General features: G+C 69.1%; 18 protein-coding genes. 7 read left to right on the forward strand and 11 right to left on the reverse strand.

From position 1 onward, the window contains the following. Positions 1–13: 13 nt before the first annotated feature. Both AC5Y4Q_RS14590 and AC5Y4Q_RS14595 read left to right on the forward strand, forming a co-directional pair. Positions 14–352 (forward strand): hemophore-related protein, encoded by a 339-nt coding sequence (locus AC5Y4Q_RS14590; RefSeq protein WP_064922029.1) that lies wholly within the window; start codon positions 14–16, stop codon positions 350–352. A gap of 13 nt (positions 353–365) precedes the next feature. Then, positions 366–1,244 (forward strand): sulfurtransferase, encoded by an 879-nt coding sequence (locus AC5Y4Q_RS14595; protein ID WP_499959409.1) that lies wholly within the window; start codon positions 366–368, stop codon positions 1,242–1,244. Between the two features lie 8 nt (positions 1,245–1,252). On the opposite strand, the gene AC5Y4Q_RS14600 is transcribed toward AC5Y4Q_RS14595, so the two are convergent. The 6 genes from AC5Y4Q_RS14600 to AC5Y4Q_RS14625 form a co-directional block, all read right to left on the reverse strand. Continuing rightward, positions 1,253–2,710 (reverse strand): flavin-containing monooxygenase, encoded by a 1,458-nt coding sequence (locus AC5Y4Q_RS14600; protein WP_499959411.1) that lies wholly within the window; start codon positions 2,708–2,710, stop codon positions 1,253–1,255. Positions 2,711–2,712: 2 nt separating this feature from the next. After that, the gene (locus tag AC5Y4Q_RS14605) at positions 2,713–3,387 is read right to left on the reverse strand and encodes a DUF5642 family protein (RefSeq protein ID WP_165604331.1); all 675 of its coding nucleotides are present in this window, start codon (positions 3,385–3,387) and stop codon (positions 2,713–2,715) included. A gap of 49 nt (positions 3,388–3,436) precedes the next feature. Beyond that, complete coding sequence (era, locus tag AC5Y4Q_RS14610; protein ID WP_064922063.1) at positions 3,437–4,333, reverse strand: GTPase Era; 897 nt, start codon at positions 4,331–4,333, stop codon at positions 3,437–3,439. A 101-nt stretch (positions 4,334–4,434) separates the two neighbouring features. Beyond that, entirely contained in the window at positions 4,435–5,733 is a 1,299-nt protein-coding gene (locus AC5Y4Q_RS14615) for a hemolysin family protein (RefSeq protein ID WP_064922032.1), read from the reverse strand. Then, on the reverse strand, positions 5,730–6,266 hold the full coding sequence (gene ybeY, locus AC5Y4Q_RS14620; RefSeq protein WP_064922033.1) for an rRNA maturation RNase YbeY: 537 nt from the start codon (positions 6,264–6,266) through the stop codon (positions 5,730–5,732). Before ybeY ends, AC5Y4Q_RS14615 begins: the two co-directional genes overlap by 4 nt. Next, positions 6,263–7,315, reverse strand: coding sequence for a PhoH family protein (locus AC5Y4Q_RS14625; RefSeq protein ID WP_499959414.1), 1,053 nt, complete (start codon positions 7,313–7,315; stop codon positions 6,263–6,265). Before AC5Y4Q_RS14625 ends, ybeY begins: the two co-directional genes overlap by 4 nt. A 151-nt stretch (positions 7,316–7,466) precedes the next feature. Here AC5Y4Q_RS14625 and AC5Y4Q_RS14630 point away from each other — a divergent pair, with 151 nt between their 5' ends. From AC5Y4Q_RS14630 to AC5Y4Q_RS14640, 3 genes are read left to right on the forward strand one after another with little or no spacing between them, the layout of a single operon-like run. Then, positions 7,467–7,664 (forward strand): hypothetical protein, encoded by a 198-nt coding sequence (locus AC5Y4Q_RS14630; protein ID WP_064922035.1) that lies wholly within the window; start codon positions 7,467–7,469, stop codon positions 7,662–7,664. Continuing rightward, positions 7,661–8,044 carry a type II toxin-antitoxin system death-on-curing family toxin gene (locus AC5Y4Q_RS14635; protein WP_064922036.1) on the forward strand — a complete coding sequence of 128 codons (384 nt, stop codon included), beginning with the start codon at positions 7,661–7,663 and terminating at the stop codon, positions 8,042–8,044. Before AC5Y4Q_RS14630 ends, AC5Y4Q_RS14635 begins: the two co-directional genes overlap by 4 nt. A 48-nt stretch (positions 8,045–8,092) precedes the next feature. Continuing rightward, complete coding sequence (locus AC5Y4Q_RS14640; RefSeq protein ID WP_064922037.1) at positions 8,093–8,740, forward strand: class I SAM-dependent methyltransferase; 648 nt, start codon at positions 8,093–8,095, stop codon at positions 8,738–8,740. On the opposite strand, the gene AC5Y4Q_RS14645 is transcribed toward AC5Y4Q_RS14640, so the two are convergent. The 4 genes from AC5Y4Q_RS14645 to hrcA are packed head-to-tail and all read right to left on the reverse strand — an operon-like array spanning position 8,719 to position 12,382. After that, complete coding sequence (locus AC5Y4Q_RS14645) at positions 8,719–9,420, reverse strand: helix-turn-helix domain-containing protein (protein ID WP_499959417.1); 702 nt, start codon at positions 9,418–9,420, stop codon at positions 8,719–8,721. The two genes, AC5Y4Q_RS14640 and AC5Y4Q_RS14645, sit on opposite strands and share 22 nt — an antisense overlap. Continuing rightward, on the reverse strand, positions 9,413–10,156 hold the full coding sequence (locus tag AC5Y4Q_RS14650) for a 16S rRNA (uracil(1498)-N(3))-methyltransferase (protein WP_499959419.1): 744 nt from the start codon (positions 10,154–10,156) through the stop codon (positions 9,413–9,415). The genes AC5Y4Q_RS14645 and AC5Y4Q_RS14650 overlap by 8 nt, the downstream gene beginning before the upstream one ends. A gap of 3 nt (positions 10,157–10,159) precedes the next feature. Then, the gene (gene dnaJ, locus AC5Y4Q_RS14655; RefSeq protein ID WP_064922040.1) at positions 10,160–11,305 is read right to left on the reverse strand and encodes a molecular chaperone DnaJ; all 1,146 of its coding nucleotides are present in this window, start codon (positions 11,303–11,305) and stop codon (positions 10,160–10,162) included. Between the two features lie 33 nt (positions 11,306–11,338). Further along, positions 11,339–12,382, reverse strand: a complete 1,044-nt coding sequence (hrcA, locus tag AC5Y4Q_RS14660) for a heat-inducible transcriptional repressor HrcA (protein ID WP_064922041.1) — start codon at positions 12,380–12,382, stop codon at positions 11,339–11,341. A gap of 112 nt (positions 12,383–12,494) precedes the next feature. Between hrcA and AC5Y4Q_RS14665 the strand changes: the two genes are divergently transcribed. Further along, positions 12,495–13,889 (forward strand): pyridoxal phosphate-dependent decarboxylase family protein, encoded by a 1,395-nt coding sequence (locus tag AC5Y4Q_RS14665; RefSeq protein WP_064922042.1) that lies wholly within the window; start codon positions 12,495–12,497, stop codon positions 13,887–13,889. Continuing rightward, positions 13,886–15,418 carry a xylulokinase gene (locus tag AC5Y4Q_RS14670; RefSeq protein ID WP_064922043.1) on the forward strand — a complete coding sequence of 511 codons (1,533 nt, stop codon included), beginning with the start codon at positions 13,886–13,888 and terminating at the stop codon, positions 15,416–15,418. The genes AC5Y4Q_RS14665 and AC5Y4Q_RS14670 overlap by 4 nt, the downstream gene beginning before the upstream one ends. 3 nt (positions 15,419–15,421) lie before the next feature. Here the strand turns inward: AC5Y4Q_RS14670 and AC5Y4Q_RS14675 are convergent, their stop codons facing one another. Further along, a complete protein-coding gene (locus tag AC5Y4Q_RS14675; protein ID WP_082952633.1) occupies positions 15,422–15,937 on the reverse strand; it encodes an MTB12 family secreted protein in 516 nt (171 codons plus the stop codon). Positions 15,938–15,974 lie beyond the last annotated feature (37 nt).

A 15,974-nucleotide genomic window follows, 5' to 3' on the forward strand; every position in this document is an offset into this window, starting at 1 on the left:
AGGCGTCTGCAAAATGGCCACTCTGTCGTTGACCAGGATCGCTGTCGCAGCCGGCAGTCTGGCTTTGTCGCTCTCCGCTGGAGCCGGGTTGGCATCGGCCGATCCCGACCTCGGGCCGATCATCAACACCACCTGCAACTACTCGCAGGTCAACGCGGCGCTGAACGCCGAGAACCCCGCCGCGGCCGCGGAGTTCAACGCCTCCCCGATCGCCCAGACCTGGCTGCGGTCCTTCCTGTCGTCGCCGCCCGACAAGCGGCAGCGGATCGCCACCCAGATCCAGGCGATGCCGGAGGCCCAGCAGTACATCGGCACGATCACCTCGATCGCCAACTCCTGCAACAACTACTGAGCGGCGCCCCGCGGTGGGCCCACGCGACAAGGTCCTGATCAGCGCCGCGGAGCTCGCTGAGCTGCTGCGAGCCGGTGATCCGGTGACCCTCCTCGACGTCCGCTGGAGCCTGCAAGCCCCCGACGGCAGGCAGGCATACCTGCAGGGCCACCTGCCGGGCGCGGTGTACGTCTCGCTTGAGGACGAGCTGTCCGACCCTGCCGTCACCGGCCGGGGCCGGCACCCGCTTCCGACGGGCCGCAACCTGGAGGCCGCCGTCCGCCGCTGGGGGGTGCGGCGCGGGCAGCCGGTGGTGGTCTACGACGACTGGCAGCGGGCCGCGTCCGGGCGCCTATGGTGGCTGCTGACCACCGCCGGCCTCCGGGACGTCCGCATTCTTGACGGTGGCCTGGCGGCCTGGACGGCGGCCGGCGGCGCGCTGGAGACCGGCTTCGAAACCGGTGAGGTCAGGCCTGAACCCGGCGACGTCACCCTGCTGCCCGAAGACCTCTACGACGGCATCCGCCCCACCCTGACCGCCGACGAGGCCGGAGACGGCGCCCGTTCCGGCGCCTTGGCGCTACTCGATGCCCGTGCCCCCGAACGGTTCCGCGGCGACGACGAACCGCTCGACGCGGCTGCCGGCCACATCCCCGGTGCCAAGAACCTGCCGTTCACCGCCCTGCTGGCGCCCGACGGGACCTTCCTGCCCGACGACGAGCTCGCCCGGTTGCTGGCCGAACGCGGTATCGGCAGCGACGACACGGTGGGGGCCTACTGCGGTTCCGGGATCAGCGCAACGGTGATCGTGGCGGCGCTGGCCGCCGCCGGCCGGCCGGCCGCGCTGTTCCCGGGGTCGTGGTCGCAGTGGAGTTCGGATCCGTCCCGTCCGATTGCCCGCGGCGAAGCCTGAGCCCTCGGTCAGCCCAGGTGGAAATCCGCTGGGTCCGGACTGCCCAGCATCGTCGTCATCGTCGCCCGATCGAACGGCCACAGGTCCACCGCGCCGCCGGCGGTGAGGTACCACGAGTTGCAGCCGGTGTTCCACACGGTCGGGCCCATCGCGGCGGCGACGTCGTCATTGAACCGGGTGGTCGCCTGCTCGGTGACCTCGACGCTGGTCAGCTCCCCGGTGCGGAACTTCTCCAGCCACTGCGCGATATAGCGCGCGGTCACCTCCGCGGTGTACTGCAGCGAGATCGATCCGGTGGGCGAATTCGGTCCCAGCACGGTGAACAGATTGGGGAACCCGGGGATCGTGGTCATCCGGTAGGCCCGCGGCCCTTTGGCCCAGGCGTCGTCGATGCTGATCCGGTCTCGGCCGATCAACCGCATCGGGCGCATGTAGTTATGGGCGTGGAACCCGGTTGCCAGCACGATGACATCGGTGTCACGGTGGGTGCCGTCGGCGGTGCGGATGCCGCGCGGGGTGATTTCGGCGATGCCGTCGGTGATCAGCTCGGCATTGGCGGCGCGAATCGCCCGGTAATAGCTTCCCGACACCACCTGACGCTTACACAACGGCTGGTCATCGGGTTCGAGTTTGGCCCGTAATGCCTTGTCCCGGACTTGGATTCGCAGGCACGCTCGGGCATAGGCCTGCACCGCCCGGCGCCGCCACGACGGGCGGGTCGTGACGTCGGTCAACAGGGCCGACCCGCCCAGCGCCATCAACCGGTAGAGCGTCCGGTGCAGCTTCGGGAAACGCGCCAGCACCGCGGCCGCCCCGGGCAGCTGCCGCAGCGACATGGGCGCCCACAGGATCCACTGCGCCGACCGCACGTAGTGGTCGAGCGACGCGGCGTCCGGTTGTAGCGCGGAAACCACCTGTACGCCGGTCGATCCGGTACCGATCACCGCGATCCGCTTTCCGTCGGTGTCGAGCTCATCGTCCCAGCGGGCGGTGTGCACCACCGGGCCGGCGAAGTCGGCCAGCCCGGGAAGGTCGGGAGTGAACGGGTGGTGCAACACGCCGGTCGCGCAGATCACGAAGTCAGCGGTCAGCTGCTCACCGCTGGCGGTGGTCAGCGTCCAGTGGCGCTGCTCATCCCATTCCGCTGCGGTCACCTCGGTGTCGAGCCGGATCAGCGGCGCCAGCCCAAGCTGATCGACGACGTCGCGGTGGTAGCGCTGGATCGACGCACCGGTCGCCCAGGTATCCCGCCAGTCGGGTTTCGGCGCGAACCCGAACTGGTAGATCTGCGACGGTACATCGCAGCGCAGCCCCGGATACCGATTCCAGTACCAGACGCCGCCGACGTCGGAGCCCTTCTCCAGCACGGTGATGTCGGTGAACCCGCGCTCCCGCAGCAGGTGGGCGGTGGTGATGCCGGCTACGCCCGCGCCGATCACGACCACGCGGGGTTCGCGTGCCGGCATGGTTAGCTGCGCAGCGCCGACACCGCGTCGACCAGCAGCTGGCGGGCCCGGTCGGCATCCACCATCGCCAGCGGCTGCCCGCGCACCGGCTGCGGGTTCGCGGTGACCTGCACCAGGGCGCTGCCGAGGTAGGCGGTGAAGGTGTAGGACTCCCGGGACTGTTGTTGGCCGTCCTTGCCGGTGATCTCGATCTCCGAGTGCGAGCCCGTGGTCTGGGCGCGGTCGATCTGCGGGGCGTCCGTCTCGTCCAGGTAGCCGGTGAGCTTGCCGGCCTGGAACGAGACGTGCTTGCACTTCTCGGCGGCCGCCGCGTCATACGGCAGGTCCTGGTCGGCCTGCATGGCGATCGCGACGAACTGGTTGCCGTTGCCGACGACCGAGACCATCGACATCTTGCCGCGGATGCCCTTGGGCGGCCGTCCGCTGCTGGCCGCGTAGTCGGCGCAGTCGGCGGGATCGAAGGTCACGCCGGGCGGCATCTTCTGCGGGCCGAGGATTTTGGGATCGATGTCGTTGGGTCCCTTGGTCTGGGTCTTGAAGTCCGAGCCGAACGTCGACTCGACGTTGAACAGCTTGGTGGTATCGAGCGGCTTATGGGATCCCCCGCAGCCGGTCAGCGCTTGCGCGCACATGATCAAGGCAACAGCGGCGACAACCAACGGCTTGCGTTCCGGCACCCCTGGAATGTACCCAATGCCGCTTTCCAGCGCAGGTGGCCCACCCCTTTTAGAAGCCCAGCCGGCCCAGCTGCTTGGGGTCGCGCTGCCAGTTCTTGGCTACCTTCACCCGCAGGTCGAGAAAAACCTTGGTGCCCAAGAGCTTTTCGATCTGGGTACGCGCAGCGGTGCCCACCTCACGCAGCCGGGCACCGCCGCGGCCGATCACGATCCCCTTCTGGCTGTCCCGTTCGACGTAGAGCACGGCGTGCACGTCGATGAGATCGTCCCGGCCTTCGCGTCGCTCCACCTCCTCGATCACCACCGCCAGGGAATGCGGCAGTTCGTCGCGCACCCCCTCCAGGGCGGCTTCCCGGATGAACTCGGCCATCAGGGTCTCTTCGGGCTCGTCGGTCAACTCGCCGTCGGGATAGAACGCCGGGCCGACCGGCAGCGCCGCGGCCAGCACATCGATCAGTACGTCGACCTGCTCGCCGGTGACGGCCGAGACCGGAATGATCTCGGCTTCCGGGGCCAGCTCGCCGACCGCGAGCAGTTGCGCGGCGATCTTGTCGCGGCTGGCCTTGTCGATCTTGGTGACGACGACGACCAGGGTGGTCTTGGGTGCCACCGTCCGGATCTGCTCGATGATCCAGCGGTCCCCCGGGCCGATCGCCTCGTCGGCGGGGATGCACAAGCCGATGACGTCGACCTCGGCGTAGGTATCGCGGACCAGATCGTTGAGCCGCTTGCCCAACAGGGTGCGTGGGCGGTGCAGGCCCGGGGTGTCGACCAGGACGATCTGGAAATCCTCCCGGTGCACGATGCCGCGGATGGTGTGCCGGGTGGTCTGCGGCCGGTTCGAGGTGATCGCCACCTTCTGGCCGACCAGCGCGTTGGTCAGGGTGGACTTGCCGGTGTTCGGCCGGCCGACCAAACACACGAAGCCGGAATGGAATTCAGCCATGGTCACCCGCCCGGGAGTTGTTGGCCGGGTGTGCGGTTTGATACGCCCGCACCGGCGTGTCGCGTACCAAACCGCACACTCGGCGCATGCTCATCCCCGGTTCACCGCTCACCTGCGGCCTCCTCACCCTCGGGGTCGACCGGGCTCACCAGCACGGTGCTGATCCGCACCCGCCCCCGGCTGTCGCGACTGCCCTCGGCCTGCAGTCGCAGCCCGTGTGAGGTTACCTCGGCGCCGGGCAGCGGAACCCGGCCCAGCTCCAGCGCCAGCAGGCCGCCGACCGTGTCGACGTCGAGTCCGGAGTCGAACTGCACACCGTATAGTTCGCCGACGTCCTCGATGGGCAGCCGCGCCGAAACCCGAAACCTGCTGCTGCCCAACTCCTCCACCGGCGCTACTTCACCCTGGTCGTATTCGTCGGCGATCTCGCCGACGATCTCCTCCAGCACGTCCTCGATGGTGACCAGTCCGGCGATCGCGCCGTACTCGTCGACCAGCAACGCCATGTGGTAGCGGCCACGCTGCATGTCGTGCAGCAGTGCGTTGAGCGCCTTGGAGTCGGGCATGAACACCGCCGGGCGCATCACCTGCGCCACCGTGGTGTCGCGTCCACCGTTGGTCGAGTAATAGGTTTGTTGGACAAGGTCTTTGAGGTAGACGACGCCGCGGATGTCATCGACGTTCTCGCCGATCACCGGGATGCGCGAATGCCCGCTGCGCACCGCCAATGAGGTGGCTTGGCCAGCGGACTTGTCATGTTCGATCCACACCATCTCGGTGCGGGGCACCATCACCTCGCGGGCCGGGGTGTCGGCGAGTTCGAACACCGACTGGATCATCCGGCGCTCGTCGGCGGCCACCACCCCGCGCTGCTGCGCCAGATCCACCACTTCACGCAACTCGACCTCGGAGGCGAACGGCCCGTTGCGGAAGCCCCGGCCCGGCGTCAGCAAGTTACCCAGCACCACCAGCAGTCGGCTGATCGGGGTGAGCAACACCGAAACCACATGCAGCGGAAGCGCTGAGGCCAGCGCGATCGAATAGGCGTTCTGCCGGCCCAGGGTGCGCGGCCCCACCCCGATCACCACGAAGCTCACCACCACCATGATCGCCGCGGCGGCGAACAGTCCCCAGTCCAGGCCCAGCACCGCGTGCAGCAGGAACACCAGCAGCGCGGTGGCGGTGATCTCGCAGGTGATGCGCAGCAGCACCACCAGGTTGATGTAGCGGGGCCGTTCGGCCATCAGCTTGGCCAGCCACACCGCGCCCGGACGTTTCGCGCGGACCAGTTCCTCGACCCGCGCCACCGACACCGTGCTCACCGCGGCGTCGATCGCCGCGAAGAGCCCGCCCAGACCGATCAGCGCGATCACGCTGACTAGCAGCGGTGTTCCGGTCACGGTTCGTCGAAGTACCTGGTCTTGTCGAGCAGCCGGCGATCTTTTTCGCTCTGGGTCTCGGCCCGGTAGGCCTCGACCTGGTCGGCGACCCATTCCTCGAGCAGCCGACGCTGCAGCGCGAACATCTCTTTTTCCTCGTCCGGCTCGGCGTGGTCGTAGCCCAGCAGATGCAGTACCCCGTGCACGGTGAGCAAGGCCAGTTCCTGGCCCAGGGAATGCCCGGCCGCGGCGGCCTGTTCGGCGGCGAACTCCGGGCACAGTGCGATGTCACCGAGCATCGACGGGCCGGGCTCGGGGGCGTCGGGACGGCCACCGGGCTCGAGTTCGTCCATCGGGAAGCTCATCACGTCGGTGGGCCCGGGCAGATCCATCCAGCGCATGTGCAGGTCGGCCATCGCCGCCGTGTCCAGCAGCACCATCGACAGCTCGGCGCCGGGGTTGACGTCCATCCGGGCCAGCACGAACTTGGCGACGCTGATCAGCTCGACTTCCGAGACATCCAGCCCGGATTCGTTGGAGACCTCGATGCTCACCGGCGCGACCTGCCCGCCGAGGCGCGCCGGGCCGCCCGGTTCATCGTCAGACCCGGCCCGCTGTGTTCGGCTTCGTGGCGGGAGTAGGCGTCGACGATGTCGGAGACCAGCCGGTGGCGCACCACATCGACACTGCTCATCTCGGCGACACAGATGTCGTCGATGTCCTCGAGAATGTCCACCGCGGCCCGCAGGCCCGACCTCGCGCCGCCGGGCAGGTCGATCTGGGTGACATCGCCGGTGACCACCATCTTGGAGCCGAACCCGAGCCGGGTCAGGAACATCTTCATCTGCTCGGCGGTGGTGTTCTGTGCCTCGTCGAGGATGATGAACGCCGAATTGAGCGAGCGGCCCCGCATGTAGGCCAGCGGCGCCACCTCGATCACCCCGGAGTTCATCAGCTTGGGAATCAGCTCCGGATCCATCATGTCGTAAAGCGCGTCGTAGAGCGGGCGCAGATACGGGTCGATCTTCTCGCTCAACGTTCCGGGCAGAAAGCCAAGGCTCTCACCGGCTTCCACCGCCGGGCGGGTCAAGATGATGCGCGTCACCTGCTTGCTCTGCAGCGCGCTGACCGCCTTGGCCATCGCCAGATAGGTCTTGCCGGTGCCGGCCGGGCCGATGCCGAACACGATGGTGTTGGCGTCGATGGCGTCGACGTAGCGTTTCTGGTTGAGCGTCTTGGGCCGGATCGTCTTGCCGCGCCGGGACAAGATGTCGAGGGTCAGGACTTCCGCCGGCGATGCGCTGTCGTTGCCGGCGCCGGTCAGCATGCCGACACTGTGCCGCACCGTTTCGGGCGTCAACGATTGGCCGCCCGCCACGATCGCCACCAGTTCGGAGATCACCCGCTCGGCCAGCGCGACGTCGGCCGGCGCCCCGGCGAACGTGACCGCGTTGCCGCGCACATGCAGGTCGGCGGCCAGCAGGCGTTCCAGCGCCCGCAGGTTCTCATCGGCGGAACCCAGCAGACCCACGACCAGGTCGGGTGGAATGTCGACGCTGCTGCGAACGACGGGTTCGGCAGCGGGGGTATCGCGGGGCGTCACGGGGTTTCCGATACCTGCTTTCCTGGCTTTTGCGGGGGATCCGCGGGTCAAACGAATGCTGTGAGTCTACCGTCGGGCCCTGTCACGCCCCAGGCATTCATCCTGCCCCTTGCGGTACCGGTTTCAGTACTGTCCGCGGTACCATTGTCGAGTGCCGTCTCTGAACATCACCTTCACCGACGAGGAACTCGCCGCCGTCCGCGCCGCCGCCGGGGAAGAGAACGTCTCGCTGCGAGTCTTCGCGCACCGTGCAGTCGTCAGCGCGGCCAGCGAACACCGGCGCCGGGTCGCGGAGGGGGCCGCCCTGATCGCGCAACGCTCCGCCGAGTTGAATCGCCGCCTGGCTTGACCGAATTTCTCGACCGCGACGACGTGCTGGTCGCCGGTGCGTTCGCCCTGGGTCACGCGTGCGAGATCGGTGACTACGGGCTGCTCGACGCCGCCGTCGCCCGTCCCCAGGCGACCGTCTTCGGTGTGGACGCCTATCCCGATCTGTACGCCAAGGCGGCGGCGCTGCTGCAGTCGCTGGCCCGCAACCATGCCCTGGTGGACGGGAACAAGCGCACTGCCTGGGCGTCAGCATGGACCTTCCTGTATCTCAATGGCATTGAGCTCTCCCCTGACTTCGATGTCGACGCGGCCGAGGCATTCATGAACCACGTCGCACAGCGCGGTGAGCTCCCGATCGAGGACATCGCCGCCCCCCTGTCGTCATTCGCGGCTCGCTGAGCGCTTCGTTCAAGACGCGACCGCCTCGGGGCCCGCAGACTGACAGCCATGAGCGAGGAAACCTTCACCCCTGCCCTGGGCCGCCTGGCCCCGGCCCGATTCTTCGACTACGTAGTGGCGATGACGCGTGAGCGGCTGTGGCGGAGCCTGACCGTCATGCACCTGGCGCCGCGGCCCGGCGACGCGATCCTCGACGTGGGCTGCGGCACCGGATCGCTGGCGCTGCTCGCCGCCCGGGTAGAACCCCAGGCAACGGTCGTGGGCCTGGACCCCGATCCGGAGATCCTGGCGGTGGCGCGCGACAAGGACACGCAGGACCGGGTCCGCTGGCTGACCGGGATGGGCGACGACCTGGTGGCATCGGTGGGCGCGGAGTCGATGGACGGCGTGATGTCCAGCCTGGTGCTGCACCAATGCCCGATGGACGTCAAACGCGCCATCCTGGCGTCGATGTTCGCGGTGCTGCGGCCGGGCGGCCGGCTGGTGATCACCGACTTCGGGTTACAACGGACACCGCTGATGCGCCTGGCGTTTCGGTTCGTCCAGTTCGCCGACGGCAAGACCGATACCCAACCCAACGCCGACGGCGTTCTCCCGCAGCTGATTTCGGCCGCCGGCTTCACCGACGTGCGCGAAGCCGACCTGGTGTCCACCATTAACGGCTCGATCTCGATCTACGTCGCCCGCAAACGCTGATCGCTCAGGGCGTGCAACACCAGCGCCGGCGTCAGCCCCATCATCTCCCGCATCTGCCGGGTGAAGTGGGCCTGGTCGGCGAACCCCGCGATGACCGCGGCCTGGGCGAGCGGTGCACCGGACTGCAACGCCTCGACGGCCCGCCGTAGCCGTGACCAGACGCGCCACCGGGTCAGCGGCATCCCCAGTTCCTGGCGGGCCAGCGCCCGCAGCCGTTGCGGGGAAACACCCACCGCCGCAGCCAGTCTCGGCATCGAGACGGTGCTGTCGGCCAGCATGGCAAGGGCCGTCACCAGGCGCGCATCGAGGTCTCGTGACGGTCGGCGGCACGCGTCGGCAACGTCCTGCTCGGTCAGTTCACCCAACTCGGGTGCGGCAGCGACCCCCACGCCGTAGCGCCGGCGCAACCGGTCGGCGAACAGGCAGTGCGGCTCGACGAAGTAGGTGACCAGCTCCCGCGCGGCCAGGATGCGGTGCGGCGCCATCGGTGACACCACCAGCGCGGCCGCCTGGTGGCGGATTCCGGAGGCGTCGACCATCGCGAGTTCGCCTCCTCCGGCGACCACGATCTGAAATGCGCCGTGACGGTGAATCGGGCCGCCGCTGCCCACCGGACCCCGATAGACCGCGTAGCCGTCGTCGATGACCAGCGACGGCGCCGAATCCGGCCGGCTATCCACGGCGCCAGCGCGGGGTCAGCACCCCCAGCGCGCCCAGCGCGACCGCCGCCGCGGTCGAGGTGCGCAACACGGTGGGCCCCAGCCGTGCGGCAACGGCCCCGGCGCCGGTGAGCGCCGCCAGCTCGGCGTCGGTGAGACCGCCCTCCGGGCCGACCACCACCGCCAATGCCGGAGCAGCGGCAACGTCGGGCAACCCGGATCCGGCCGCGTCGTGTAGCACGAGCACCGTCGTACCCGCGGCAACCTGCTCGCCGACCCAGGCCACCAGCGCCGCGGTGCCCCACACGCCGTCCACCGGCGGCACCCAGGCCCGACGGGATTGGCCGGCCGCCGCCCGGGCCACCGCACGCCAGCGCCGCAGCCCCTTGTCGGCCCGCGGGCCGTCCCAGCGGGCCACGCAGCGGTCGGCCTGCCAAGCCACGAACGCGTCGGCACCGGCCTCGGTGGCCAGCTCGACCGCCAGCTCAGAGCGCTCCGATTTCGGCAGGGCCTGCACCACGGTGACCGGCGGCACGGGTGCCTCGACCGTCCGGCGCTGCAGCACCCGGGCCCGCAGCCCGCCGCGATCGGCCTCCTCGACCCGGCATTCGGCGACCGCACCGGCGCCGTCACTCAGGGTCAGGTCTTCCCCGGGCCGGATTCGGCGCACCGTCGCGGCATGGAAGCCGGCGTCGCCACCGACGTCGGCCAGCGCCCCCACTTCGGGCAGCGCCTCGACGTAGAACAGGCCGCCCAAGGCTCAGCGGCCGCTGAACGTTTCGCGCAGCCGGCTGAACAGTCCACCGCTGTGCGCAGCGTGCGCCGAGCGGACTTCGGCGGTCTCGCGTTCCCGGTGCTGCTTGAACTTGCGCAGCAGCTCGACGTCGTGATTGTCCAGCCGCTCCGGCACCACCACCTCGATGTGGGCGTGCAGGTCTCCGCGCGCACCGGACCGCAGCTGCGGCATGCCGTGGCCGCGCAGCGCGATGGTGGCCCCCGGCTGGGTGCCGGGCGGGATGGTGATCTCGGTGGGGCCGTCGAGGATGGCGTCCACCGCCACCGTGGTGCCCAGCGCGGCGTCGACCATCGGCACCGAGATGTGGCAGTGCAGGTCGTCGCCGTCGCGGGCGAAGATCTCGTGGGGCTGCTCGTGCACCTCGACGTAGAGGTCACCGGCCGGTCCGCCGCCGGGCCCGACTTCACCCTGGGCGGCCAGCCGGACCCGCATGCCGTCACCGACTCCGGCGGGGATCTTCACGCTGATATCGCGGCGGGCCCGCACCCGGCCGTCGCCCCCGCACTGGTGACACGGGTCGGGGATCACCTCACCGACGCCACGGCAGGTCGGGCACGGCCGCGACGTCATCACCTGGCCGAGCAGCGACCGCTGGACGGTCTGCACCTCGCCGCGGCCGTGGCAGGTGTCGCAGGCCATCGGCCGGGAATCACCGTGGGTGCCGCGGCCCTGGCAGCGATCACACAGCACGGCGGTGTCGACGGTGACCTGCTTGGTCACGCCGGTCGCGCACTCGGTGAGATCCAGGCGCATCCGCAGCAGCGAGTCCGACCCCGGCCGGACTCGTCCGGTCGGGCCGCGCGACGTCGCACCGCCGCCGAAGAAGGCCTCGAAGACGTCGCCGAGCCCGCCAAAGCCGGAGTAGCCGCCGAACCCGTTGCCACCCCCGCCGTTCTCCAGCGGGTCGCCGCCGAGGTCGACGATGCGGCGCTTCTCCGGGTCGGAGAGCACCTCGTAGGCGGCGCTGATCTCCTTGAACTTGTGCTGCGCCTCTTCGTCGGGGTTGACGTCGGGATGGTATTTACGAGCCAGCTTTCGGTATGCGCGCTTGAGCTCCGTGTCGCTGACGCCCTTTTCGACGCCGAGCAGTCCGTAATAATCGCGTGCCACGCCTGACCTTTCCCAACTTCTGCCGGCCGGAGATTATCGGGCTCCGAGAACTTCACCGATGTACATTGCAACTGCAGCGACACTGGCGATAGTTCCCGGATAGTCCATCCGGGTGGGGCCCAGCACCCCCATCCCCCCGTACACGGTGCCCTGGGAGCCGTAGGCGGTGGACACCACCGAGGCGCCGGCCATCTCCTCAGCCTCGGTCTCGTGACCGATGCGCACCGTGACTTTACCGGCTTCCTGCTGCACCGCGAGCAGCCGCAGGACCACGACCTGCTCTTCGAGCACCTCCAGGACGGACCGCAGCGAGTCGCCGAAGTCGGCGGCGTTGCGGGTGAGGTTGGCGGTGCCGCCCAGCAGCAGGCGCTCCTCGTGGTGCTCGACCAGCGATTCCAGCAGCACCGTCGCCGACCGCCCGACCGCGTTGGCCAGGCCCGGGGAAAGCCCGCTGCGTCCGTCCAGGTGCCCGGCGAGCTCGGCGACGGCGGTGGAGGCCGCCGAGATCCGCTTACCCTCCAGGGCGGCGCCGAGCAGCTCACGCAGCTGGGAAAGCTGGTGGTCGTCGATGGTGTCGCCGAGTTCGACGATGCGCTGGTCGACCCGCCCGGAGTCGGTGATGACGACCAGCAGCAAACGCGCCGGGGTGAGCGCGATCACCTCGAGGTGGCGCACCGTCGACACCGACAGGGTCGGGTACTGCACCACGGCGACCTGGCGGGTCAGCTGGGCCAGCGTGCGCACTGCGCGACGCAACACGTCGTCGAGGTCGACGCCGGAGTCCAGGAAGGTCAGAATCGCCCGGCGCTCGGCGCTCGAGAGCGGCTTGACCTCGTCGATACGGTCGACGAACTCCCGGTAGCCCTTCTCCGTGGGCACCCGCCCCGAACTGGTATGCGGCTGGGCGATGTAGCCCTCGGCCTCCAGCACGGCCATGTCGTTGCGCACGGTGGCCGAGGACACCCCGAGGTTGTGCCGCTCGACCAGGGCCTTGGACCCGATCGGTTCCTTGGTCGCGACGAAGTCCGCGACGATGGCGCGCAGCACCTCGAAGCGACGATCATCAGCCACACCCATAGGCACTAGATTACTTTCTGGGTTATTTCCTGGCGCGAACGTGCGTGTTTGCACGCCGACACGCCGCGATTTCCGTACGTCTCCGCACGCTGGCGCAGCAGAGAGGACCGGCATGTCCGACTTCCCCTATTCCGACCGCTTCACCGTCAACCGCGTGCTACCGGAGCGGGGCCGGCCACGCGAGGAGGTGCTGGCCGAGCTGCGGGAGATGGCGCAAGCCGAAGATCCCACCTGGGAGACCGGCAAGGTGTCCGGGACCATGTACTGCGGCGACCATGAGCACTACCGCTTCCTGGACGAGGCGTTCGGGCTGTTCGCCCATGTGAACGTGTTGCAGCGCGACATCTGCCCGTCGGCGACGAAGTTCGAGGGCGAGATCATCGCGATGGCCCTGGACCTGATGCATGCCGATGCGGTCACCGACGGGCAGCCGGTCGGGATGGTCACCACGGGCGGCACCGGCAGCATCATCCACGCGCTGCTGGCCTACCGGGAACACGCCGCCAAGCACCGGGGCATCACCCGGGGAAACTTCATCAAACCCGAGACCGGTCACCCGGCGTTCGACAAGGGCTGTCACCTGTTCGGTATCGAACTGCGCACGGCCCCGATCGACCCGCAGACCACGCAGGTGGACGTCGACTGGGTGGCGAACAACATCGACGCGAACACCATCGCGATCATGGGCTCGGCCTGCAACTACGGCTACGGCACCGTGGACCCGATCCCACAGCTGGGAGAGCTGGCCTTGTCACGCGGGGTGGGTTTGCACGTCGACGGCTGCCTGGGCGGGTTCGTGCTGCCGTTCGCCCAGGAGCTCGGGTATGACGTCCCCCTGTTCGATTTCCGGGTCCCCGGCGTCACCAGTATCTCCGCCGACAACCACAAGTACGGCTACGCGTTGAAGGGCGCCTCCACCGTGCTGTTTCGCGACAAGGCCTACCGCAACGCGCAGTACTTCTTCCTGCCGGAGTGGAGCGGCGGGAAATACCATTCGCCGGGCATCGAGGGCTCGCGTTCGGGTGGGCTGATCGCGGCGGCGTGGGCGTCGATGGTGCAGCTGGGACGGGAGGGCTACCGGTCGTATGCCAAGGCGATCTTCGAGACCGCGTTCACCATGCAGGACGCGGTACGCAGCCACCCCGAGCTGACGATCATGGGCTCCCCGACGTTCTGCTTCGCCTTCCGCTCCGACGAGTTCGACATCTACCACGTCGCCGACGCCATGAAGCCCAAAGGCTGGCGCTTCAACGGCCAGCAGTACCCCAACGCCATCCACATGGCGGTCACCCGGCCGCAAACGCAGCCCGGTGTGGCCGAGGCGTTCGCCGTCGACCTCGCCGCCGCGGTCGAGTACGCCAAGAAGAAGAACGCAGCCGGCGAGGCGCCGATCAGCGCCGCGGTCTACGGCGGGGTGCCGGGCGGAATGACCGAGGAGGCGGCCCAGTTCATCGAGGGGTTCATGGAGCAGATGCTCGACACCCAGCAGTCGCTGCCGCCTCTATGAACCGCGATCAGGTCGTGCTGGCCGTCGACCTCGGCACCGGCGGCCCCAAGGTCGGTTTCGTGGCGTTGGACGGCACCGTGCTGTGGTCGGACCTCACCGCGGTGCCCACGGAGTACGGCCCGGGCGGGGCGGCCACCCAGGACGCGGGCCTGTGGTGGGAGATCATCCGCGACGCCACCAAACGCGGGCTGGCCGAAAGCGGGGTGCGCGGTGAACAGGTGGCCGGTGTCTCGATCACCGGGCAGTGGGCCAGCACCGTCCCGGTTGGCGCCGACGGCCGGCCGGTCGGACCGTGCGTGATGTGGATGGACACCCGCGGTGCCCCCCACAGCCGCAAGGCGTTCGGGGGGCGCCTGCAGGGCTACCGGCCGCGGGCGCTACTCAGTTGGCTGCGGCGCAACGGCGGCATCCCGACCCCGAGCGGCGATGACCCGGTGGGGCACATGCTGCACCTGCAACACGGCGACCCGGCGGTGTTCGGCGCGGCCCGTTGGCTGCTGGAGCCGGTGGATTACCTGAGCATGTGTTTCACCGGGCGGGCTGCGGCGTCGCGGGCGTCGATGATGGGCGCCTGGCTCACCGACAACCGCAATCTGTCCGTGCTCGACTATGACGAGGTGCTGGTGCGGCAGGCCGGTGTCGACCGGTTCCGGCTGCCCCCGCTGGTGCCGACCGGGTCGATCATCTCCCCGGTGGCGCCGGCGGTCGCCGCAGAGCTCGGCATTTCGCCGGCGGCACAAGTGGTTACCGGCACTCCCGACCTGCACAGCGCGGCGGTGGGTTCGGGCGGGGTGCGCCAGGGCGAGCTGCACCTGACCATCTCCACCACGTCGTGGATCAGCTGCCCGGTGGCGGTCAAGAAGACCGATGCGTTCCACCAGCTGGCCACGGTGCCGGGCCTCGACCCGTCGAGCTACCTGTTGGTCAACAACCAGGACACCGCCGGTCGGGCGTTGCAATGGTTGCGCGACAACGTGTTCGATGATCTGGATTACGACGCGCTGACCGCCGTGGCCGCCGGTGCGCCGGCCGGTTCGAACGGGGTCATCTTCACCCCGTGGCTCAAAGGCGAACACTCCCCCGTCGACGATCGCAACGCCCGCGGCGGATTTCATAATCTGTCGCTGGACACCACCCGTGCCGATCTGGTGCGTGCAGTGCTCGAAGGGGTGGCCTACAACAGCCGCTGGCTGCTCGACTGCGTGAACCGGTTCTGCCGCAATGACGGGCCGATTCGGATCGTCGGCGGCGGGGCGCGCTCGGATCTGTGGTGCCAGATCATCGCCGACGTGTGCGGTCGCACCTGCGAGCGGGTGGCCGACCCGTTGAATGCCCAGTTGCGCGGCGCCGCACTGTTTGCCGGTATCGGCATGGGGGCATTGGATCCCGATGAGTTGCGCGATCTGATCCCGCTCGACGGCGTCTTCGAGCCGGTCGCGGCCCACCGCGCGGTCTATGACCGGCTCTTCGCCGAGTTCCCCCGGCTCTACAAGGCGCAGAAGGGCATGTTCGCCCGGCTGGGCCGCTGAGACTCAGCCCTGGGCCAGTTGCTGGAACAGCTGCATCGCGGAATCGTGCGACAGCACCCAGCTGCCCTGGTCGACCAGCTGCAGCGGCACGGTCTTCGGGGCCGGCATCTTGGGACCGGTGACGGTGACGTTGGCCAGCGCCTTGCCGTCGCCTGTCGGCACGACGTTGAGCACGTCGAAGTTGTAGGGCAACGCCCCGTCGCGGTAGGCCTTGCGCAGCTCGTGGTCCAGGCCGTGCCCCTCCTGCTGGGTGATGCCGTTCTCGACCAGGTCGCCCTTCTCCTTGTAGCCGATCCCGGCGTCGCTGAGCCGGGTGAGCATGCCGGACACCTCATCGGTGGTGGGCAGCGGCGCTCCCTGGGCGGGGGGTGCGGGCGGAGCCGGGGCCGGCTCCAGCGGAATCGGTGCGCCCGCGACAACATCCTGGGGTGCGGCCGGCTCCGCCGACGCGATGGTCGCCGAACTCATCCCGATCGCGGCCAGCGCCGCGGCGCCGGTCAGCAGAAGTCTTCCAGTCACAGTTCCACCCCTGTCGCACGACGGTTACCGCGCACAG

This window comes from Mycobacterium sp. NGS16 (assembly GCF_059813225.1).